The organism is Pseudomonas sp. TE6283 (assembly GCF_054060555.1).
The window spans coordinates 124,948-146,433 of record NZ_JBSSDH010000003.1; the positions used below are offsets into that span (position 1 = coordinate 124,948).

Genomic DNA, 21,486 nt, shown 5'->3' on the forward strand with positions numbered 1-21,486 from the left:
GCGAATGTAAGGAACAATTGAGAAGCGTTACCATTCGCCAGAAATTTACATTCTTTACAATTTTGCCTTACGGTTTTTGCGGTCTCATCCGTCGTGCCATGAATAAAGGGGCTTGTGGTAGGTAAAAGTGAATCAATATCATTGACGCTCCTATGGTCATATCTGGTGCCGCCGCCATGCTGCTTCACATTCCCGGGCTGTTCGACGCCGATGAGATCTCGCGCATCCGCGAGGCCCTGGAGCAGGCCGACTGGGCCGACGGCAAGATCACCGCGGGGTACCAGTCGGCCAAGGCCAAGCACAACCTGCAGTTGCCCGAGGGCCATGCGCTGGCCAAGGAGATCGGCAATGCGCTGATCGAGCGGCTGTGGCGCAACCCGTTGTTCATGTCGGCGGCGCTGCCGCACAAGGTGTTCCCGCCGCTGATCAACTGCTACCGCGAAGGGGGCAATTTCGACTTCCACATCGACAACGCCCTGCGCCAGCCCAAGGGCAGCCCGGAGCGGGTGCGCACCGACCTGTCCTCGACGCTGTTCCTCAGCGATCCGGACAGCTACGACGGCGGCGAACTGGTGATCCAGGACACCTATGGCGTGCGCGAGGTCAAGCTGGCCGCCGGCGACATGGTGCTGTACCCCGGCACCAGCCTGCACAAGGTCAACCCGGTCACCCGCGGTGCGCGCTATGCGGCGTTCTTCTGGACCCAGAGCCTGGTGCGCGAAGACAGCCAGCGCACCTTGCTGTTCGAGATGGACAACGCGGTCCGCCAGCTCACTGCCGATGTGCCCGAGCATCCGTCGCTGCTGCAACTGACCGGCACCTATCACAACCTGCTGCGTCGCTGGGCCGAGGTCTGAGCCGTGTCCTATCAGTTGCGTCGTGAGGATGTGGTGGATGTGGCCGGGTTGCAGGCGATGCTCGAACACAGCCCGGGTCAGGCCGCCCAGGCGATCCTCGCGGCGGCGGGGCAGGGGGTGGTCGAGGCGCAGTTGCTGCTCGGGCAGATCCTGCTCGATGGACGCGGTATCGAAGAAGATGCCGGTGTGGCCCGCCGTTGGTTCGCCATCGCCGCCCAGGGCGGCAGCGCCATGGCGCACAACATGCTCGGCCGGTGCCTGGAGCACGGTTGGGGTGGCGAGGTGGATCTGGCGCAGTCGGCCATTCACTATGCCCGTGCCGCCGACGCCGGCCTGGACTGGGGGATGTACAACCTGGCCAACCTGCTGGCCACCGGGCGCGGGGTGCCGGCCGACCAGGCCCAGGCGTTGATGTGCTACGAAAAAGCCGCACAGCTGGGGCATGCCAAGTCGATGAACCTGTATGGGCGCTACCTGGAGCAGGGCATTGCCACCGCGCCAAGCCCTGCCCGGGCCGTGCGCTGGTATCGGCGTTCGGCCGAGGCCGGGGATTTTCGCGGGATGTTCAGCCTGGCGCTGGTGCTGGCCGAGCGGGGGGAGATCGGGGAGGCCGGGCCATGGCTGGAACGGGCCAGGGTCGAGGGCAACCTGAATTTCCTGCGCAGTGCGCTGGTGACGTTGCAGGGGGCGGGGCCGGCGCTGATGGCCCATGCGGCGCGCTATGCCGAAGAGATCGAACTGCGCGGTACTTGAGTATGTCCGTTCCGGTCATATCGCGGGGCAAGCCCGCTCCCACGGGTATTCACCACAGGCGTGGGAGCGGGCTTGCCCCGCGATGGAATTGAAAACGGGGCCTTGCGGCCCCGTTGTGCATTACAGGTAGTAGGCTTTCAGCGGCGGGAAGCCGTTGAACTCCACCGCGCTGTAGCTGGTGGTGTAGGCACCGGTGGACAGCCAGTACAGGCGATCGCCGATCGCCAGGTTCAGCGGCAGGCCGTACTTGTAGTTCTCGTACATGATGTCGGCGCTGTCGCAGGTCGGGCCGGCGATCACCACTTCCTCGGTCTCGCCTTTCTTCTCGGTCCAGATCGGGAACTTGATCGCCTCGTCCATGGTTTCGATCAGGCCGGAGAACTTGCCCACGTCGGTGTAGATCCAGCGCTCGACCGCGGTGCGCGACTTGCGCGCCACCAGCACCACTTCACTGACCAGGATGCCGGCGTTGGCGATCAGCGAGCGGCCAGGCTCGAGGATGATTTCCGGCAGGTCGTCGCCGAAGTCTTCCTTGAGGAAGCGGATGATTTCCTCGGCGTAGGTCTCGAGGCTGTTGGTACGGGTGATGTAGTTGGCCGGGAAGCCACCGCCCATGTTGATCAGCTTCAACTCGATGCCGTCTTCTTCCTTCAGGCGCTCGAAGATCACCTTGACCTTGGCGATGGCCGCGTCCCACACGCTGATGTCGCGCTGCTGGGAGCCGACGTGGAAGGAGATGCCGTAGGGCACCAGGCCCAGGTCGCGGGCGAGGATCAGCAGGTCCATGGCCATGTCGGTCTGGCAGCCGAACTTGCGCGACAGCGGCCAGTCGGCGGTGGTGGAGCCTTCGGTGAGGATGCGCACATAGACCTTCGAGCCCGGCGCGGCCTTGGCGATGTTGCGCAGGTCGGCTTCGGAGTCGGTGGCGTACAGGCGCACGCCTTTCTCGAAGAAGTAGCGGATGTCCTTGGACTTCTTGATGGTGTTGCCGTAGCTGATGCGATCGGGGCTGACGCCACGGCCCAGCACCTTGTCCAGCTCGTAGATCGAGGCGATGTCGAAGCTCGAGCCTTTCTCCTTGAGCAGGTCGATGATCTCGACCGCCGGGTTGGCCTTGACCGCGTAGTAGACCTTGGCAAATTCGAAACCGGCGCGCAGGTCGTCATAGGCCTGGCTGATCATCTGGGTATCGATGAGTACGAACGGGGTTTCCTGCTTGTCGGCGAACGCCTTCATCTTCTGGAAGGTGTCACGCGCAAAGTAGTCTTCGACCTGGATCGACATGCTCAAGGGCTCCATGGGCAAACTGAAAAGATAAGTGGCAGCACACTGAACGTCATCCGTATCCCCACTTTGGTTCGCCTACTTCCCAAGGCATGTCGCCGAAAGCAAAAAGGTCAACCGTGCCGGGAAAGGGCGGCGGGTGACCTTGCTGTCTCGTCGTCAGTACTTGAGCCGGATGGATCGTTTCCAGCATGGACGTTCGGCGCGCACTTTAGGACGTGATTTCTGTGAGATCAACAGGTAATCGCAACGCGTTCGTCGCCTTTCACCGGGTTACATACTCAGTAAACGACCGATCTGGAGTGATTAGGTTCCAGAATTGCGGAATCTGTAAAAAATAGTGGAACGTCAGCGAAAGTGATGCGATTGCCGTCAAGCGAAACATAAGCGACTGTTCGCAGCCATTCGCAGCGAAACACCCACAAGTCGCCGGTGATCTACTTATTGCCTATGAGCCGTTGCGCCGGTCGGCGATGGTGCTGTTCACATTTATGTTCACGTGGAGGTGGCGCGTTTTCACGATGATTTTTTTCGACAGATCAGCATCGGAGGATATCACCCAGCTCGTTTTCGCCATTTTATCTGCGGGGTGGCTATCATGAGGCCATTATTTATCCGGTTGTCACTACACGGATCGCCGTGTGGGCGGGCAGAGTCAGAGAGGCATTGATGCCAAGAATTATCGGTGTACATGGGATCGGGCAGCAGTTCGAAGGTGAGCAACTGCTTGAGCAGAAATGGCTGCCGGCCCTCCGGGATGGATTGACTCGGGCTGGTTACACAGCATGTGCCGAGGCGACATTTGCAATGGCGTTCTACGGCGACCTTTTCAGGGGAAAGGGGAAGTCGGGTGGAGCATCGTTAGACGCGCAGAATCTGACGGCATGGGAGGTTGATCTGTTGCGCCTGTGGTGGGAGGAGGCTGCGCGAACCGATCAGGCGGTACGTAGTCCCAAGCTATTAGGTAAAGGAGTGGCAGATTGGTGTCAGCGAGGGTTGGACGCGCTGGGCCGCTCGAAGGTGTTCAATGCTGTTGGTCAGCGCTTCATGGTGGCGGACCTGAAGCAGGTCCGGGCTTATGTCACTGACAAGCAAGTTCGTTTGGCGGCGCGGGGGCGCGTCGAAGCGCAAGTGAATCAGGACACACGGGTTATCGTCGGCCACTCACTCGGATCGGTGGTCGCGTATGAGGCTCTGTGTGCCAACCCACATTGGCCTGTCACGCATCTGGTAACGCTGGGCTCTCCTCTTGGGATCCGTAATCTTATTTTCGACGCACTTGATCCAGTCCCGCTTGAGGGTCGCGGGCAATGGCCGGGGAGCGTGAGCAAATGGACCAACATTTCTGCGGACAACGATGTTGTCGCCTTCACCAAGGCACTGGCTCCGTTGTTCGGCGAGGTGATTGACAAGCGCGTGCTCAGCGGCCAGTTCCCAGGCGCCCATGATGCCAACCGGTACCTTTCCAGCGAGGAAGCGGGGGAGGCCATAGCCGATGGATTGCGATAACTATAATCGTCGACTGTTGACCGCAGGACGGGCGACGTTCGAGTTCCTCAATGCACTTGATGGTGTCGAGGAGGAGCTGGAGACGGTCGCGGATGCTTTTTCAAAGCTGAATTACAAGCATGCCGGCAACGTGCTTGATCCGGATCGGGCAACGCTTGAACAGCTGATCCAGGAGCTCACGGCACAAAGTACCAAACAGGACTTGCTGGTGATCTACTACACAGGTCACGCTGATTCGACGGATCGCTTTTACCTGCTTGCATCTGACTCGAGGCCGCAAGCGGCGAGCTTCGGGCAGCAAGCGATCCCGGTTGAGGAGTTGACCCGAGTCTTGATAGGGGCGAAGGCCAGCCAGATATTGCTGATTCTGGATGTTTGCCAGGCAGGACTGGGTGCGTTGGAATCGGTAAAGGTCAGCCTGCGCTTCGCCGAGAAACAGAATATATTTCCACAGTTGCACATCCTGGCGTCTGCGATGCCCAAAGATGTCGCCGACGAACGGGCGTTCAGTAAGGCGTTGGCCGTCACGCTGGAAAATCCGGACTATCGTTTTGGCGGAGTGAATCAGCGCTACCTGGCCATGGACGAGGTCATTCACGGTATTACTCAATACTTGAGGGCCCACTTCCCAGCTCAGGAGCCTCTGCTGTTTACCGTCAATCAGCAGCAACGCTGTCTGCTTTTCCCCAATCCCCATTTTGATCCCCGAATGGCTGCTGGACTGGATTTGGCAAGCCAGCGAGCTTTCGAGCAACACTGGCTGCCCAAGGCGAGGGGCGTGGAACCTGGCACTGAAGCCAGTTACTTCACTGGGCGCCAACACGCGCTGGATATAATCTGTGATTGGCTCAAACAACCCTCTGAAAAATTTAATGTTCTGGTTGTTACGGGGGGAGCCGGAACAGGTAAGTCTGCACTTTTGGCCAGGCTGGTCACATTGGCTGATGTTCGTTACGCAGGCTGTCTGAAGACGTGCTCTGATGAGATGCAAGATTACCCTGTGCCGAGGCCTGGTATATTCGACTCTGTAGTTCATGCGCGCTCTAAATTTCTGATCAATGTAGTGCAGGAAATAAGTTCGGCTTTGGGAGATGCTCCAACTGACGATCCGGAAGTGTTGTTGTCCAAGTGGCGTGACAGTGAGCGTAAGTTTAACGTTGTCATTGATGCACTTGATGAGTCTCCCGATGCAGATGCTATAGTTCTGCGGCTTCTAAAACCCATGATCAGAACGGGGAAGGTTTTCTTGCTATTGGGTACGCGACCCGACAGTGTTGGAGGAAAGCGACGCTATCAAGCGTTGGGTTTTGACACGCTGGAAATAGATTTGAATAGCGCTGTACATATCGAACAGGATCAAGTCGCACGTTATGTGTACAGGCGCCTAATGGCGAGTGAGGAGCCTGATAAGTACAGTCCCTATCGTGGTCAGGAACAGATTGCCCGGAAGGTGGGTGACGCCTTGGCCAGGCGGGCTGGACATGTTTTTCTTGTGGCGCACACGGCGGTGTTGAGTTTATTGCTCAAAGGTGACTGTGTGGACACTTCGGCTCCAGACTGGGAAGACGAGTTACCCGATGGTTTAGACAAAGCTTTTAACCAGTTCTTATCCACTATCGAGCCTACGGTACACAAAACAAGCCGAGAAGTAGTCAAGGCGACCTTGCGTGCCTTGGCGTTCGCTCAAGGGGAAGGGCTACCATGGGCCGAGCTTTGGACGGAAGTGGCAGGTGCTTTAAGCGGTATTCGGATCGATGATGCCGATATCGTCAACGTCCGGCAACTTGCAGCCCCCTTCATTGTCGAGGCCGTCGAAGATGAACGCTCGGTCTATAGGCTCTATCACGAACAGTTGGCTGAATATCTGCGAGGGGCTGCGTCAGTTCAACAGAGGAGCCACGCCCTTCTTTGGGATGCGTTGGTCAAGTCTGTACCTGCCAACGACGAGGGGCGCCGGCTATGGCATCTGGCTCACCCTCACTTCAAGCGTCACCTGGCTTCCTACGCCAGCAAGGCCGATAGGTTGGGTGATGTTCTCGGCGATCCCGCATTGATGCTTTCGAGCGATCCTGTCGGACTGCGTCGTCATCTGAAACTGAGTCGGGCAAACGAGTACCCGTTAGCTGAGGCCTATCTTAGTATTTATGGCAGCCTGAGGGATCTACCCGAACATGAGCGCCCAGGCCCGTTTGCCTGTGCGCTTCTACAACGTAATTTGGCAGAAGCGAAACAGCTTGAGGCGTCCGGACAATCTTCATGGATGCCTGTTTGGTCTTTCTCACGACGTCCGGACGTGGGGCAGATACTCGCTCGACGAGACTCACCTGTAACGGCGTTGGGGGTCGATAAATGGGAGGGCGAGGAAGCCATAGCGCTTATTGGGCGTGCCGATGGGCTGATCGAAGTCATTCGTCTGGATGACGGGATGCAGCTTGCGACGTGGCATCCGATCGCTGGCAAGCGGGTCAATTGCCTGTCAACCATGGCAACGCATGATGGCCAGATACTGGTAATGGCAGGCGAGGGTGGCATTCTTGGGGCGATCAATTTGCGCACGGGTAGTGAATGGTTTGCTTCTCAACATGAAGGCAAGGCTGATGCGGTAAAGGCGCTTGCACTGGTTGAGCACGACGGTCGTCTGTTGTGTGCGACTGCTCATGAAAGCGGCAGGCATTTTACTAGCAGCCATCACACTTATCCCATCCGTATATGGGCATTGCAGGGCTTTGAAATACTGCAGGAGCGCCAGAGCGCCTCCAGAGCACACATATTCTCATTGGCCTTCCTGCGCACGGCGAAGGGCCTTCGTTTACTATCAGGCGGATGTACTCACAGCCAAGGCAAGCTTGTTGCGAGGGCGCTTACGTTGTGGGATATGAGTATCAAGCCGGTGTGGCGTACACCGCGAGATCTGGATATCGATGTTGAATCCATTGAGCTGCATACGTGTAATGGAAGTGTTTTTGCGGCGATACAGACTTGCGCTGGGGCAGGATTTCTCTGGAAGTGTCTGGGTAATAAGTTAGAGCAGGTCTACCAGTCGACCTCCCCGCTGTATGGCTTTTGGGCAGAAATCACCCCCGACAGGTCGGTTGTGCATGTTCGAACTCAGTATCATATCCAAACTTGGCGGGTTGATATGGATGGCATGGCGGTTAGTAGCGGACCTTCCAGAATCTGGAGGGAAAACAATACCCAGACTCATTGGAGTCAGATCGCCCGTATTGACAGGCATGGCTACTTGCTCAGCGCCAACGCGGGCGCGGTGTCAATGTGGCCGCTACCGGAGGAGCCCACTGACAAGGGGGGAGTTGATCACGCATATCCAATCGATGACGTCATACGCTGTGCATTCCTGCGGGCTGGCCCTCCGTCTATCTTGTACTGTGGTGTCAGAAGGGGACTGATCATTGCGCTGGATGTGCTTTCAGGTATTGAGCTTGGACGGTGGGTGCTAGATGAAAGTGTACGTATCAACGGCATATCCGGATACGACACGTCGGATGGTTATGTGCTGCTGGTTGCTGACGGAAGACGGATTTGGCAGATCGACACTAACGAGACTCATAACGGAGTTGGAGTGATCGAGGTTGGTCAAGATATATGGAGAATTGAAGTTGTTCGGCTCCACGGGCGCGTGTTGATTTTCGCAGCTATCAATGAAGGTAACGTAAACGCCGTTCGTATATTTGATGCATTGACGAGGAAGGAAGTCGATACCTTCGAGCAGGTAGGGCGTTGGTCTTATCAGCTCTCATTCGGTGAGGAAGATAAACCCATCAGCAGTCTGGATTGTATGCTACAGGGAAATGAAGTACGTACTGTTTTTGCCAGTAAGTACTCCAAGGTAATGGTCGCAGAGTATCCCCTGACCCCTATGCCGATAAAAGGTCTCGATGCGTTCAAGACGTACTACATCCCGGGTAGCGCCACTGCGCGAGTGAACGCCATCGCACAGAGCGCACAGCATCAGTTGATCGCTGCTGGCACGGAGTCTGGTGCCATCGCAATATGGCGCTGGTCTTCAGGTGAACGTGTCGCGTGCAAGGGACCCACTCACTCTGGTGACAATTTTCGTGCGTTGGCATTTTGTGAGGACAGTGAGCGTGTCTTGCTAGCCGGTGGCTCGGAGAACGGAGCTTTGCGATTCTGGGATGGTGATTTGCAGTTACTGAGACAAATCGAATTGGGAGCCCCTGTGCACATGATTCGGTTCCTGGATCGCTCGCGCATCGTCGTCGTCACTAGGGACTCAGTGATGATGATAGGACTTGTCGGTTTTGATCCATCAACCGACGTATGACGGTCTGCTTCGGTTGTTTGATTTGCGGTTGCTTTTGAGAAGAATTATTATTTGCGACCTCATCTGCCTCCCTGACGACCCCCGACCGTGTCCGGACCCAAAGGCTTCCTCGACCACTACCATGAGCTGATCGGCACCTGGACACGCAAGCTGCGCAGTCGTCAGCAGGCCGAGGACCTCACCCACGACGCCTTTGTCCGGGTTCTGGAAAACCCGAGCGAGCAGGTCGAGCAGCCGCGTGCCTACCTGCACCAGACCGCCCGCAACATTGCCGTCGATGGCTTTCGCCGCGAGGACCGTCGCCAGGCACTGGAACTTGAGGCGTTCGCCGACGGCGCCGCCAATGGCGGCGACCCGGAGGCCTACGTGCAAGCCCTGGAACTGGCTGACAGCGTCGAGCGGGCGCTGGCCGAGTTGCCGCTCAACTGCCGCCGGGTGTTCATCTGGCAGAAACTCGAGGGCCTGACCCAGGCCGAGATCGCCGAGCGCATGGGTTTGACCAAGAACATGGTCGAAAAGTATATGATCCGCACGCTCCGACATCTGCGTGAGCACTGTCGGCCAGATGAGTCAGGAGGCCCCATTGATCAGACTGCACGCGCCCGACCCCGTGGGTGAGCAGGCGGCCAGCTGGTTCGCCCGGGCCCAGGAGGCGCCGGATGACAGCGCCGTGCAGCAGGCCTTGCAGGCCTGGCTGGCGGAGCATCCACGTCATCGCGAGGAGTACCAGCGCCTGGTACAGCTGTGGCGCGCCGCCGATTTCATCCCCCGACAACGCCTCGAAGCGCTGTGCCAGCCCGAGCCGGTGCGCCAGCTTGCACGCCGCCGCCTGCTGCGCCAGGCCTTGGCGGCCGGTGTAGCGGTGGCCGCGCTGGGTCTGGGCTGGACAGGTTGGCAGTACCAGCAGCTCAACCATCAGGACACGTTGAGCACGGCCCTGGGCGAGCGGCGTCAGGTCGACCTGCCGGACGGATCAAGGCTGGAACTCAACAGTGCCACCCAGGTGCAGGTGATGTTCTCAGCGGGGCGTCGCCATGTGCGCCTGGGCATGGGCGAGGCGATGTTCATCGTCGCCCACGACAGTGGCCGGCCATTCGTGGTGAGCACCGCCCAGGGTGAAGTCACCGTCACCGGCACCCGCTTCGATGTGCGCCAGGAACCGACCAGCACCCGCGTGGCGGTGGAGCAGGGTTCGGTGAAGGTGCAGGGCGCGGCCGAGTCGCTGGCGCTGCTCGGCGCCGGTCAGGGGTCGCACATCGACGCCCAGGGCAAGGTCGCCGCGCCCTATGCAGTCGACGTCAACGCCGTGACCGCCTGGCGCCAGGGCAAGCTGGTGTTCGACAACGCGCCGTTGAGCGAGGTGGTGGCGGAAGTCTCCCGCTACCGCGCCCAGCCGCTGCACGTGGCACCCGGCAAGGCCGCCGCGCTGCGCCTGTCGAGCACCTTCAGCACCGACGACCCGGACGCACTGTTGCGCGCACTGCCGAGCATCCTGCCGGTGCAGGTGAAGACCCGTCCGGATGGCTCCAGCGAAATTGTTCTGAAATAAATTCAGGTTTTTTTCCGTTCGTTCGTCTTCCCCGCCAGCTGCAACTGCCAAGCATTTCCATTTGCATGCGGTTGGCGTTTATCCCGACTCTCAGGACTCCTCGAAGACGTGAACAACAATAAGCCCCTTCCCCAGCTGCGCCGCCTGGCGCTGGCCCTCGCGGTCAGCGCCGCCGCCGGCAACAGCTACGCCGACAGCATCCAGATCCAGGCCCAGCCATTGGCGCGCGCACTCAAGCAGCTGGGTCAGCAGACCCACCTGCAGCTGTTTTTCAGCCCCGAACTGGTGGACGGCAAGCAGGCTCCGGCGGTGTCCGGCAACCTGGCGCCGGAGCAGGCCTTGCAGCAACTGCTGCAAGGCAGCGGGCTGACCTTCGAGCAGTCCGCGGACACCGTGGTGGTCAAGCCGGTCCAGGCCGCCGGCACCCTGACCACCGGCAGCCTGGAGCTGGCGCCCACCGATGTGAAAGTGGTCGGTGACTGGCTGGGCGACGCCCAGCAGAGCGTGGTGCAGAATCATCCCGGTGCTCGTACCGTGGTGCGCCGCGAAGCGATGGTGGAGAAGGGCACGATGAACGTGCGCGATGCCCTGCGCGGCATCCCCGGCGTGCAGGTGCAGGACTCCAACGGCACCGGCGGCAGCGACCTGTCGCTGAACGTCGGCGTGCGTGGTCTTACCTCGCGCCTGTCGCCGCGCTCGACCGTGCTGATCGACGGCATCCCGGCGGCCTTCGCCCCTTACGGCCAGCCGCAGCTGTCGATGGCGCCGATCTCCTCGGGCAACCTCGACAGCATCGATGTGGTGCGCGGCGCCGGTTCCGTGCGCTATGGCCCGCAGAACGTCGGCGGGGTGATCAACTTCGTGACCCGGGCGATTCCCGAGAAGGCCACCGGCGAGTTGACCACCACCCTGGAGACTTCCCGCCATGGCGGCTGGAAGCACACCGAGTCGGCCTTCGTCGGCGGCACCGCCGACAACGGCATGGGCGTGGCGCTGCTGTACACCGGCGTGAACGGCGACGGCTACCGCAGCAGCAACAACGACAACGATATCGACGACGTGATGCTCAAGACCCACTGGGCGCCGACCGATGTCGACGAGTTCTGGCTCAACTTCCACTACTACGACGGCCGTGCCGACATGCCCGGCGGCCTGACCCAGGCCCAGTACGACCACGACCCCTACCAGTCGGTGCGTGACTACGACTACTTCAGCGGCCGGCGCAAGGACGTGTCGTTCAAGTGGTTGCGGCAGATCGACGACGCCACCCAGTTCGAGGTGCTGACCTACTACACCGACAGCTTCCGTGGCAGCGCCATCGCCGCGCGCGACATGAAGACCCTGTCGTCGTACCCGCGCAACTACCACACCTTCGCCATCGAGCCACGCCTGTCGCGGATCTTCTTTGTCGGCCCGACCACCCAGGAAGTCAGCGTCGGCTATCGCTACCTGAAGGAAGCCATGCGCGAGCAGTCCACGCGCCTGGCCCTGGTCGACAACGTGCCCACCGTCACCCCGACCTCCGACGGCCATGTGTTCCAGGACCGCAGCGGCGGCACCGAGGCCAGCGCCTACTACATCGACGACAAGATCGACGTCGGCAACTGGACCATCACCCCGGGCATCCGCTTCGAGCACATCAACACCGACTGGCGCGATCGCCCGGTGCTGGACGCCAACTACCGCCCGGTGGCGGAGAAGAACCGCAGCATTACCAGCAACGAACCGCTGCCGGCGCTGAGTGTGATGTATCACATGTCCGACGCCTGGAAGTTGTTCGCTAACTACGAGACCTCGTTCGGCAGCCTGCAGTACTTCCAGCTGGGCCAGGGCGGTACCGGCAACAGCACGGCCAACGGCCTGGAGCCGGAGAAGGCCAAGACCTACGAAGTGGGTACGCGCTACGACAACGGCGGTTTCGCCGGTGAGCTGACCGCGTTCTACATCGACTTCGACGACGAGCTGCAATACATCAGCAACGACATCGGCTGGACCAACCTGGGGGCGACCAAGCACCAGGGCATCGAGGCCTCGGTGCGCTATGACCTGGCCGGGCTCGACCCGCGCCTGGAGGGGCTGTCGGTCAATGGTGGCTACACCTATACCCGCGCCACCTACGAAGGCGATATCCCCGGTTTCAAGGGGCGCGACCTGCCGTTCTACTCGCGCCAGGTGGCCACCGCCGGGCTGCGTTACGCCATCAACCGCTGGACCTGGAATCTGGACGCCTACGCCCAATCCAAGCAGCGCGCGCCGGGAACCGGGATGAATGCCAACGGCAGCTTCAACGGCAACTACATCACCGAGCCGAGTGCCGACGGGCAGTATGGCGATATTCCGGGGTACGTGACCTGGCATGCCCGTGGCGGCTATGACTTCGGGCCGCAGCTGTCGAACCTGAAGCTGGCGGCGGGGGTGAAGAACCTCTTCGACAAGCAGTACTTCACCCGCTCCAGCGACAACAACGCCGGGCTCTATGTGGGGGAGCTGCGCACGTTCTATGTGCAGGCCAGTGTAGGGTTCTGATTCGAGATTGCCGGGGCCGCTGTGCGGCCCATCGCGACACAAGGCCGCTCCCACAGGTACTGCGCCGGCCTGGAGGCTGATGCTATACCTGTGGGAGCGGCCTTGTGTCGCGATGGGGCGCAAAGCGCCCCCGGCTATCCATCAGGAGACTACTGCCTCCGCCGGCGACACGATACTGGTCTTGCCGCCCCGCGACCTGCCTGAGCTCAGGTACGCCGCAATCGACTCCTGCGTCACCTCCCCCAGGAACACGCCTTCGCTATCCAGCACCGGCAACCACGCCCGGTTGAACTCGTACATCCGCGACAGCAGGATGCGCAGGTGCTCGTCATGCGCCGCGGTGGCATTGAACGGCCGCAGGAAATCCCCGCACGTCCCTTGCTGGCGGTGCATGTCGCGCCGACGCACATACCCCAGCGCCTTGTTTTGCTCATCGGTGACCACCACGTAGCGCCGGTCATGCTCGTCCAGCAGTTCCAGCGCGTCGTTCACCGGCGTTTGCGGGCTCACCGACGGTGCGTTGTCCGCGGCATCCTCGGCGCGGACCAGCAGCAGGCGCTTGAGCGTGCTGTCCTGGCCGACGAAGTTGCTGACGAAATCGTCCACCGGATGGGCCAGCAAGGTGTCCGGGTGATCCAGCTGCAGCAACTTGCCGGCGCGGAAGATGGCGATCTTGTCGCCCAGCTTGATCGCCTCGTCGATGTCGTGGCTGACCATGATCACCGTCTTGTTCAGCGCCCGCTGCATCTCGAAGAACTCGTTCTGGATCATCTCGCGGTTGATCGGGTCGACCGCGCCGAACGGCTCGTCCATCAGCAGCACCGGCGCCTCGGCGGCCAGCGCGCGGATCACGCCGATACGCTGCTGCTGGCCGCCGGAGAGCTCGCGCGGGTAGCGCTGCAGGTACTGCTTGGGCTCGAGCTTGATCATGTGCATCAGCTCGCGGGCACGGTCGTGGCATTTCTGCTTGTCCCAGCCGAGCAGGCGCGGGACCACGGTGATGTTCTCCTCGATGGTCATGTTGGGGAACAGGCCGATCTGCTGGATCACATAGCCGATATGACGACGCAGGGTTACCTCGTCCAGCGCGCTGGTGTCCTCGCCGTTGATGAACACCTGGCCCGAGGTCGGGGTGATCAGGCGGTTGATCATCTTCAGCGTGGTGCTCTTGCCGCAGCCCGAAGGGCCGAGGAACACGCAGATTTCGCCTTCGTTGACGGTGAGGCTGACCGCGTCGACGGCTTTGACGTCCTTGCCGTTGACGTTGAAGGTCTTGCTGAGGTTCTTCAGTTCGATCATGGGCGCAGTCCTTCTGGAGTCAGGGCACGTTGCAGGGTTTGCAGGAGCAGGTCGGCGATGATCGCCAGCAGGCTGACCAGCACGGCGCCGACCAGCAGCATCGACATGTCGCTGCGGCTGATGGCGGTGAGGATGAGCACGCCCAGGCCGCCGGCGCCGATGGTCGCGGCGATGGTCATCACGCCGATGTTCATCACCACGGCGGTGCGCACGCCGGCGAGGATCACCGGCACGGCAATGGGCAGTTCGACCATGCGCAGGCGCTGGCCGAAGGTCATGCCGATGCCGCGGGCGGCCTCGCGGATGCCCGGCTCGACGTTGGTCAGGGCCAGGTAGGTGTTGCGCAGGATCGGCAGCAGTGAATAAAGGAACACGGCGGTGATCGCCGGCATCGGCCCCAGGCCCTGGCCGAACTTCGAGTAGAACGGCAGCAGCAGGCCGAACAGGGCGATCGAGGGGATGGTCAGCAGCACCGTGGCGCTGGCCTGCAGGGGGCCGGCGAACACCGGGAAGCGGGTCATCAGGATGCCCAGCGGCACGCCGACGACGATGGCCAGGCCCACGGCGATACCGACCAGGGTGATGTGCTGCCCGGTCAGTTGCAGGACTTGCGCCCAGTCGAGATGGGCAAAGGTGTCGAGCAGGTTCATGGTTGTACCTCGCCGAGGGAGTGCTCACGCAGGAACGCCGCGGCGACCACGGTCGGGCTCTGGTGCTCGACATCGACCTGGGCGTTGAGCTTGCGCATGGTCTGGTCGTCGAGCTGGTTGGCCAGCGGCTCGAGCAGGGCGGCCAGCTGCGGGTGGGCGTCGAGTACCGCCTTGCGCAGCACGGGCGCCGCGGTGTAGTCGGGGAAGTAGTGCTTGTCGTCTTCCAGCAGCTTGAGGTCGAAGGCGTCCAGGCGCCCGTCGGTGGTATAGACCAGGCCGGCGAACACTTGGTTGTTGCGCATCGCGGTGTAGACCAGGCCGCCATCCATCTGGCGGATGTTGCGCCGGTCCAGGGGCAGCCCGTACATCTCGCGCAGGCCGACCAGGCCATCGGGGCGGTTGGCGAACTCGGTGTCCAGGGCCACCAGGTGGTTGCGGCCTTGCTCGTCACGCAGCACTTGGTTGAGATCGCTGATGGTGTTGACCTGCGGGTAGGCCGCGGCGACCTGCCGGGGCAGCCCCAGGGCATAGGTGTTGCTGAATTTCGACGGAGTCAGCCAGACCAGTCCTTTCTTCGCATCGAGTGCCTTGACCCGGGCGTAGGTGGCTGCGGCGCTGGGCATGCGCTCGTCGATATGGTTGTAGGACACCAGCGAGACGCCGGTGTATTCCCACATCAGGTCGAGCTGGCCGGTTTCCTGGGCCTGGCGGGCGATGTTGCTGCCAAGGCCGGCGGTCACCCGTACATCGAAGCCGTTGCTACGCAGGTACTGGGCGGTGATTTCGGCGAGCACGGTCTGTTCGGTGAACACCCGCGCGCCAATGCGGATCAGCGGCTTTTCCGCTGCCTGGGCAAAGCCTGCGCATAGCAGGGCCGCGCCCAGCAACAGGGCGATTGTCTTCTTCATGGTTTCCCTCTCGTTAACGGGCCAGGCCACGTTCCAGCCAGCGCTTGCTGGAGAAACTCACCAGCGCGTCGAGCGCCAGGGCCAGCAGCGCGGTGCACGCGGCACCCAGCAACAGCTGCGGCTGGTTGTTCAGGGCGATGCCGGGGAAGATCAGGCTGCCCAGGCTGTTGGCGCCGATCAGGAATGCCAGCGGCGCGGTACCGACATTCAGCGCCAGGGCCACGCGCACCCCGCCGACGATGATCGGCACGGCATTGGGCAGTTCCACCTGCCACAGCTGCTGGCGCGGGGTCATGCCGATGCCGGTGGCGGCCTCCTTGAGCGAGGCGGGGACGTTTTTCAGGCCCTCGTAGGTATTGCGCACGATGGGCAGCAGGGAGGCGAGGAACAGCGCGAAGATCGCGGGACCTGCGCCGATGCCCAGGATACTCAGGGCGATGGCCAGGACGGCCAGGGGAGGAATGGTGTTGCCAACGTTGAAAAACTGCATGAAGCGCTCGGCCTTGTCGACCCGGTGCGGTCGACTCAAGGCAATGCCGGCGGGGATGCCCACGGCCAGCGCCGCCGCCATCGAAGCCAGCACCAGGACCAGGTGCGCTTGCAGGTAGAACCCAAGATCGTCGCGGTAGCGGGCGATCGTGTCGATGCCGATCCAGTGGACCAGCAGGGCCAGGATGACGAGCACGGCGGCCCATCCCAACAGCCCTTTTCCGTAGCGTGCAGCCACAGGCGGACTCCTTTTTTATAGTCGGCGATCACACCCCCGTGCGGCCGGCCATTCCTGGCGGCGGGCAGCGTGGTCGCGAGCAGCAGCCCGATGCGCGGCATCAGGCCATGAGCCGAACCCCGTCGGGCTCGTGAAGCAGGTGAAACCAGCCCTGAACCGAAGCGGGTTGCAGGGGAGTGGACGTCTCCGTGGAGGGAAAGGTTCCCATCTTGGGCGGCATTTGGCCAGTGTTAATAACTGGTTGCTTGTAAACATGACGAGAAAAAACGGCGTATTTAAGTGCTGAAGGCGTTGAAGTAACTGTCCTGTGGCCATTTGTCGTGATAAAGCGATTGTCCGGTAGATGGGTTGTGCTTGTTCCGGTCCTCTCGCGGGCAAGCCCGGTCCCACGAGTGCCCGTTCGGGGGGCGCCTTTCGTATCTTCGGTTTTGGCCCGCGCCCCGACTTCAGGTATGATATCGCCCCTTTTTGAATCCCCAGTCAGGCGATTTCCCATGACCAACCAGGCCGCCGAAGTCGCGAAGCGCCGCACTTTCGCAATCATTTCCCACCCCGACGCCGGTAAGACCACCATCACCGAGAAGCTCCTGCTGATGGGCAAGGCGATCTCCGTCGCGGGTACCGTGAAGTCGCGCAAGTCCGACCGCCACGCCACCTCCGACTGGATGGAAATGGAGAAGCAGCGCGGCATCTCCATCACCACCTCGGTGATGCAGTTCCCTTACCGCGAGCACATGATCAACCTGCTCGACACCCCCGGCCACGAGGACTTCTCGGAAGATACCTACCGCACCCTGACCGCGGTGGACTCGGCGCTCATGGTGCTCGACGGTGGTAAGGGTGTAGAGCCGCGTACCATCGCCCTGATGGACGTCTGCCGCCTGCGCGACACGCCGATCGTCAGCTTCATCAACAAACTCGACCGTGACATCCGCGACCCGATCGAACTGCTCGACGAGATCGAGGCAGTCCTGAAGATCAAGGCCGCGCCAATTACCTGGCCGATCGGTTGCTACCGCGACTTCAAGGGCGTGTACCACCTCACCGGCGACTACATCGTCGTCTACACCCCGGGCCACGGCCACGAGCGCACCGAAGCCAAGATCATCCAGAACCTGGACTCCGACGAAGCCCGCGCGCACCTCGGTGACCAGTACGATTCGTTCGTCGAGCAACTGGAACTGGTGCAGGGTGCCTGCCACGAGTTCAACCAGGACGAGTTCATCAACGGCCAGCTGACCCCGGTGTTCTTCGGTACCGCCCTGGGCAACTTCGGTGTCGACCATGTGCTCGACGCGGTCGTCGACTGGGCGCCACGCCCGCTGGGCCGGGTGGCCCACGAGCGTACCGTGGAGCCCGTGGAAGAGAAGTTCACCGGTTTCGTGTTCAAGATCCAGGCGAACATGGACCCGAAACACCGCGACCGCATCGCGTTCATGCGTATCTGCTCGGGCAAGTACGAGAAGGGCATGAAGATGCGCCATGTGCGGATCAACAAGGACCTGCGCATCGGCGATGCGCTGACCTTCTTCTCCTCAGAGCGTGAGCAGCTGGAAGAGGCCTATGCCGGCGACATCATCGGCCTGCACAATCACGGCACCATCCAGATCGGCGACACCTTCACCGAAGGCGAGGCCCTGGGCTTCACCGGTATCCCGCACTTCGCCCCGGAGCTGTTCCGCCGCGTGCGCCTGAAGGACCCGCTGAAATCCAAGCAGCTGCGCCAGGGCCTGCAGCAGCTGGCCGAAGAGGGCGCCACGCAGGTGTTCTTCCCTGAACGCAGCAACGACATCATCCTCGGCGCGGTCGGTGTGCTGCAGTTCGACGTGGTCGCCAGCCGTCTGAAGGAAGAGTACAAGGTCGAGTGCGCCTACGAGCCGATCACCGTCTGGTCGGCGCGCTGGATCAGCTGCGACGACAAGAAGAAGCTCGAGGAATTCCAGAACAAGGCCATGGAGAACCTGGCCATCGACGGCGGCGGTCACCTGACCTACCTGGCCCCGACCCGGGTCAACCTGTCGCTGATGGAAGAGCGCTGGCCGGACATCAAGTTCCGCGCTACTCGCGAGCATCACTGATCGTACAGGCCTTCATCTGATCCTGCAGGAGCAGCCTTGCCGACGCCTCGGCAAGGCTGCTCCTGCAGGGGCTGCGTAATACCCGCAATCAATTCCCCGCTTTTATACTGGTCCAGATCCGCGTCCTGATGCGATCGATCTTCGCCGGCATCGCCTCCAGCGCATACAGCTTGCCCATCACATCCGCGCTCGGGTAGATCATCGTGTTGCCTTTCATCGCCGGGTCCACCAGCGCGTCGGCCTGCTGGTTGCCATTGGCGTATTGCACGAAGTTGCTGATGTTCGCCATCACTTCCGGCTGCAACAGGTAGTTCATGTAGGCGTACCCGGCTTTCTCATTGGGCGCATCGGCCGGCATGGCGACCATGTCGAACCACATCGGCGCGCCTTCCTTCGGAATCGAGTAGCCCACCTTCACCCCGTTCTTCGCCTCCTCGGCGCGGTTCTTTGCCTGCAGCACGTCACCCGAGAAGCCCACCACCAGGCACACGTCGCCATTGGCCAGGTCGCCGGTGTACTTCGAGGAGTGGAAGTAGCTGATGTACGGGCGCACTGTCATCAGCAACGCCTTGGCCTTGTCGTAGTCTGCCGGGTTCTGGCTGTGGTGCGGCAGGCCCAGGTAGTGCAGGGCGATCGGCAGCAGCTCGGGGCCGTTGTCCAGCACCGCCACACCGCAGCTCTTGAGCTTGGAGAGGTACTCGGGCTTGAAGAACAGGTCCCACGAGTCGATGGGCGCGTGGTCGCCGAGCACCGCCTTGACCTTGTCGATGTTGTAGCCGATCCCTGTGCTGCCCCACAGGTAGGGGAAGCCGTACTGGTTGCCCGGGTCGTTCACCTCCAGCGCCTTGAGCAGCACCGGATTGAGGTTCTTCCAGTTCGGCAGCTGCGACTTGTCCAGTTTTTTCAGGGCCTTGCCCTGGATCTGCCGGGCCATGAAGTGGTTGGAGGGGAACACCACGTCGTAGCCGGAGTTGCCGGTCATCAGCTTGCCGTCGAGGGTCTCGTTGCTGTCGAACACATCGTAGGTGGGCACGATGCCGGTGGTTTTCTGAAAGCTCTTCAGGGTGTCCGGGGCGATGTAGCTCGACCAGTTGTAGATCTTCACCGAGTCGGCGGCGCCGGCAACGCTTGCGGCCAGCATCAGGGGAGCGATAAGGAGCGTGCGCATGTCGGGGTTACCTTGCTTTGTCTGTTGTTATCGAAGGCAGGCGATCAGCGGATCAGAAAATCAGTACGTAGGTCTTGCGCACGGTCTCCTGGATATCCCAGGTGCCGACGCTGTTGGCCGGTAGCATCAGGGCATCTCCGGCTTCTATGACTAGCGGCTCGCCGCCATCTGGGGTGAAGGTGCAGCGGCCCTTGATGAAGTGGCAGAACTCCTGTTGCACGATCTGCCGCCGCCAGCGCCCCGGGGTGCACTCCCATATCCCGGTCTCGACGCCGTCATTGCGTTCGATGCAGGTGACCGAGGTGACCGCAACCGGCTCGCCTAGGGGCACGGCGACCGGGGTGGAGCTGTCCAGGATAACGCTGTCGGTGTGCTTGAACTGGGTGATGCTCATGACCGGTGGATCCTGTGTGGTGATGAAGGGAAGTCAGTGCATGAAACCTTCCATGAAGTCGGCCAACCCGCTGGCCAGGCGCCGCCGCCAGGGGGCACTGGCCGGGTTGGCGAGGGTCCGGTCCTCGTGGACGAAACTCTGGATGATCGCGTTGTAGCCCAGCCAGCGGCAGGGCTCAGGCGGCCAGCTGGCCAGGCTCGACAGCGGGCGGTTGTCATGCACCCAGGGCTGGGCGGTGAGCGCGTTGTGCTGGCCGAGGATCAGGGCCGCCAGGGTGCGTCCGCCCAGGTTGGTGGCGCCGACGCCTTCGCCGCCGTAGCCGCCGGACAGGGCGATGCCGCGCTGGCGATCGCACAGCATGTGCGGGCGGAAGCGCCGGGCCATGCCCAGGTTGCCGCCCCAGGAATGGGTGATGCGCACATGCTTGAGCTGCGGGAACAGTTCGCCGAACAGGTAGCGGCGTAGCTCGATCTCGTTGTCGGTGAGGGTGAAGTTCTCGCGCAGGCGACCGCCGAAGCGGTAGCCGCCGCGGGCACCGAACACCAGGCGGTTGTCGGCGCTGCGCTGGCCGTAGGTGACCTGGCGGCTGTTTTCGCTGAAGGCCTGGCCCTGGCTCAGGCCGATCTGTTCCCAGGTCGACTCGGGCAACGGCTCGGTGGCCACCAGCAGGCTCTGCACCGGCAACTGGTGCCGCCCGAGCGGGGGCAAGCTGGCGGCGTAGCCTTCGACGGCCGGCACCATCCAATGGCTGCGGATGCGTGCCAGTGGGGTGCGCACTTCGCCGGTCTGCCAGTCGATGGCCGGGGTGTTTTCGTAGATCGGCACGCCCATGGCCTCGACCGTCCGTGCCAGGCCGCGCACCAATCTGGCCGGTTGGATCGTGGCCACATGCGGGCTGTAGAGGGCGCCGTAGGGGTTGCTCACCTTCAACTGGGCATCCAGCTGTTCGGGGCGCAGCCAGCGGTAGTCGTCCTCGTTCATGCCCTGGCGGTAGAGGTCATCGAGCCAGGCGCGCAGGCTGCGCTCCTGCTCCGGGTAACGGGCGGCGCAGTACAGCACCCCGCCTTTGCGGTAGTCGCAGGCGATGCCTTCGCGCAGCAGCACGTCGTGGACTTCGTCGGGAATGCCGTGCAGCAGGTCGATGCTTTCACGCCGCTGCTGCGGCGAGAGCGTGGCCAGCAGGCGATCCTCGCCCAGCAGGTTGCCCATCAGCCAGCCGCCGTTGCGCCCGGAGGCGCCGAAGCCGGCGATATTGGCCTCGATCACGGCGATGTTCAGCTGCGGCGCCTGGCGCTTGAGGTAGTAAGCGGTCCACAGGCCGGTGTAACCGGCGCCGATGATGCACACATCGACATCGAGGTCCTGGCGCAGGGCCGGGCGCGCGCACAGGGGCTCGTCGAGCTGGTCCATCCACAGGCTGATCGTGCGCAGGGGTTGCATCGGGTCGGGCTCCACATCCGGTCGAGGTCTGTGGGCGATCC

General features: G+C 61.9%; 16 protein-coding genes. 8 read left to right on the plus strand and 8 right to left on the minus strand.

From position 1 onward, the window contains the following. Nucleotides 1-176: 176 nt before the first annotated feature. Nucleotides 177-857 (plus strand): Fe2+-dependent dioxygenase, encoded by a 681-nt coding sequence (locus ACVWZ5_RS06075; protein WP_062572874.1) that lies wholly within the window; start codon nt 177-179, stop codon nt 855-857. Between the two features lie 3 nt (nt 858-860). Next, nucleotides 861-1,610: a tetratricopeptide repeat protein gene (locus tag ACVWZ5_RS06080; RefSeq protein ID WP_028689607.1), complete on the plus strand. Its 750-nt coding sequence runs from the start codon at nt 861-863 to the stop codon at nt 1,608-1,610. A gap of 120 nt (nt 1,611-1,730) precedes the next feature. Here ACVWZ5_RS06080 and ACVWZ5_RS06085 read toward each other — a convergent pair whose 3' ends face one another. Further along, nucleotides 1,731-2,894 (minus strand): type III PLP-dependent enzyme, encoded by a 1,164-nt coding sequence (locus tag ACVWZ5_RS06085; RefSeq protein ID WP_028689608.1) that lies wholly within the window; start codon nt 2,892-2,894, stop codon nt 1,731-1,733. A 669-nt stretch (nt 2,895-3,563) separates the two neighbouring features. Here ACVWZ5_RS06085 and ACVWZ5_RS06090 point away from each other — a divergent pair. The 5 genes from ACVWZ5_RS06090 to ACVWZ5_RS06110 all read left to right on the plus strand — a co-directional run bounded on the left by ACVWZ5_RS06090 (nt 3,564) and on the right by ACVWZ5_RS06110 (nt 12,781). After that, complete coding sequence (locus ACVWZ5_RS06090; RefSeq protein WP_084941957.1) at nt 3,564-4,403, plus strand: hypothetical protein; 840 nt, start codon at nt 3,564-3,566, stop codon at nt 4,401-4,403. Further along, a complete protein-coding gene (locus ACVWZ5_RS06095) occupies nt 4,390-8,706 on the plus strand; it encodes an NACHT and WD repeat domain-containing protein (protein WP_143514910.1) in 4,317 nt (1,438 codons plus the stop codon). Before ACVWZ5_RS06090 ends, ACVWZ5_RS06095 begins: the two co-directional genes overlap by 14 nt. An 87-nt stretch (nt 8,707-8,793) precedes the next feature. After that, nucleotides 8,794-9,324 (plus strand): sigma-70 family RNA polymerase sigma factor, encoded by a 531-nt coding sequence (locus tag ACVWZ5_RS06100; protein WP_084941955.1) that lies wholly within the window; start codon nt 8,794-8,796, stop codon nt 9,322-9,324. Then, entirely contained in the window at nt 9,272-10,255 is a 984-nt protein-coding gene (locus ACVWZ5_RS06105; RefSeq protein ID WP_411830316.1) for a FecR family protein, read from the plus strand. The genes ACVWZ5_RS06100 and ACVWZ5_RS06105 overlap by 53 nt, the downstream gene beginning before the upstream one ends. Before the next feature lie 108 nt (nt 10,256-10,363). Then, a complete protein-coding gene (locus ACVWZ5_RS06110; protein ID WP_457340468.1) occupies nt 10,364-12,781 on the plus strand; it encodes a TonB-dependent siderophore receptor in 2,418 nt (805 codons plus the stop codon). Nucleotides 12,782-12,922: 141 nt separating this feature from the next. Here ACVWZ5_RS06110 and ACVWZ5_RS06115 read toward each other — a convergent pair whose 3' ends face one another. From ACVWZ5_RS06115 to ACVWZ5_RS06130, 4 genes are read right to left on the minus strand one after another with little or no spacing between them, the layout of a single operon-like run. Further along, nucleotides 12,923-14,080, minus strand: a complete 1,158-nt coding sequence (locus ACVWZ5_RS06115) for an osmoprotectant ABC transporter ATP-binding protein OsmV (RefSeq protein WP_084941953.1) — start codon at nt 14,078-14,080, stop codon at nt 12,923-12,925. Further along, nucleotides 14,077-14,730: an ABC transporter permease gene (locus ACVWZ5_RS06120; protein ID WP_062572878.1), complete on the minus strand. Its 654-nt coding sequence runs from the start codon at nt 14,728-14,730 to the stop codon at nt 14,077-14,079. Before ACVWZ5_RS06120 ends, ACVWZ5_RS06115 begins: the two co-directional genes overlap by 4 nt. Then, nucleotides 14,727-15,638 carry a glycine betaine ABC transporter substrate-binding protein gene (locus ACVWZ5_RS06125; RefSeq protein WP_084941952.1) on the minus strand — a complete coding sequence of 304 codons (912 nt, stop codon included), beginning with the start codon at nt 15,636-15,638 and terminating at the stop codon, nt 14,727-14,729. Before ACVWZ5_RS06125 ends, ACVWZ5_RS06120 begins: the two co-directional genes overlap by 4 nt. A 13-nt stretch (nt 15,639-15,651) precedes the next feature. Then, nucleotides 15,652-16,365: an ABC transporter permease gene (locus ACVWZ5_RS06130; RefSeq protein ID WP_028689613.1), complete on the minus strand. Its 714-nt coding sequence runs from the start codon at nt 16,363-16,365 to the stop codon at nt 15,652-15,654. A 494-nt stretch (nt 16,366-16,859) separates the two neighbouring features. Between ACVWZ5_RS06130 and ACVWZ5_RS06135 the strand changes: the two genes are divergently transcribed. Beyond that, a complete protein-coding gene (locus ACVWZ5_RS06135) occupies nt 16,860-18,443 on the plus strand; it encodes a peptide chain release factor 3 (protein ID WP_028689614.1) in 1,584 nt (527 codons plus the stop codon). An 88-nt stretch (nt 18,444-18,531) separates the two neighbouring features. Here the strand turns inward: ACVWZ5_RS06135 and ACVWZ5_RS06140 are convergent, their stop codons facing one another. From ACVWZ5_RS06140 to ACVWZ5_RS06150, 3 genes are read right to left on the minus strand one after another with little or no spacing between them, the layout of a single operon-like run. Continuing rightward, complete coding sequence (locus ACVWZ5_RS06140) at nt 18,532-19,611, minus strand: polyamine ABC transporter substrate-binding protein (RefSeq protein WP_062572881.1); 1,080 nt, start codon at nt 19,609-19,611, stop codon at nt 18,532-18,534. A 52-nt stretch (nt 19,612-19,663) separates the two neighbouring features. Further along, complete coding sequence (locus ACVWZ5_RS06145; RefSeq protein WP_186599308.1) at nt 19,664-20,005, minus strand: cupin domain-containing protein; 342 nt, start codon at nt 20,003-20,005, stop codon at nt 19,664-19,666. Nucleotides 20,006-20,038: 33 nt separating this feature from the next. Further along, entirely contained in the window at nt 20,039-21,445 is a 1,407-nt protein-coding gene (locus ACVWZ5_RS06150) for an NAD(P)/FAD-dependent oxidoreductase (protein ID WP_084941950.1), read from the minus strand. Between the last annotated feature and the right edge of the window lie 41 nt (nt 21,446-21,486).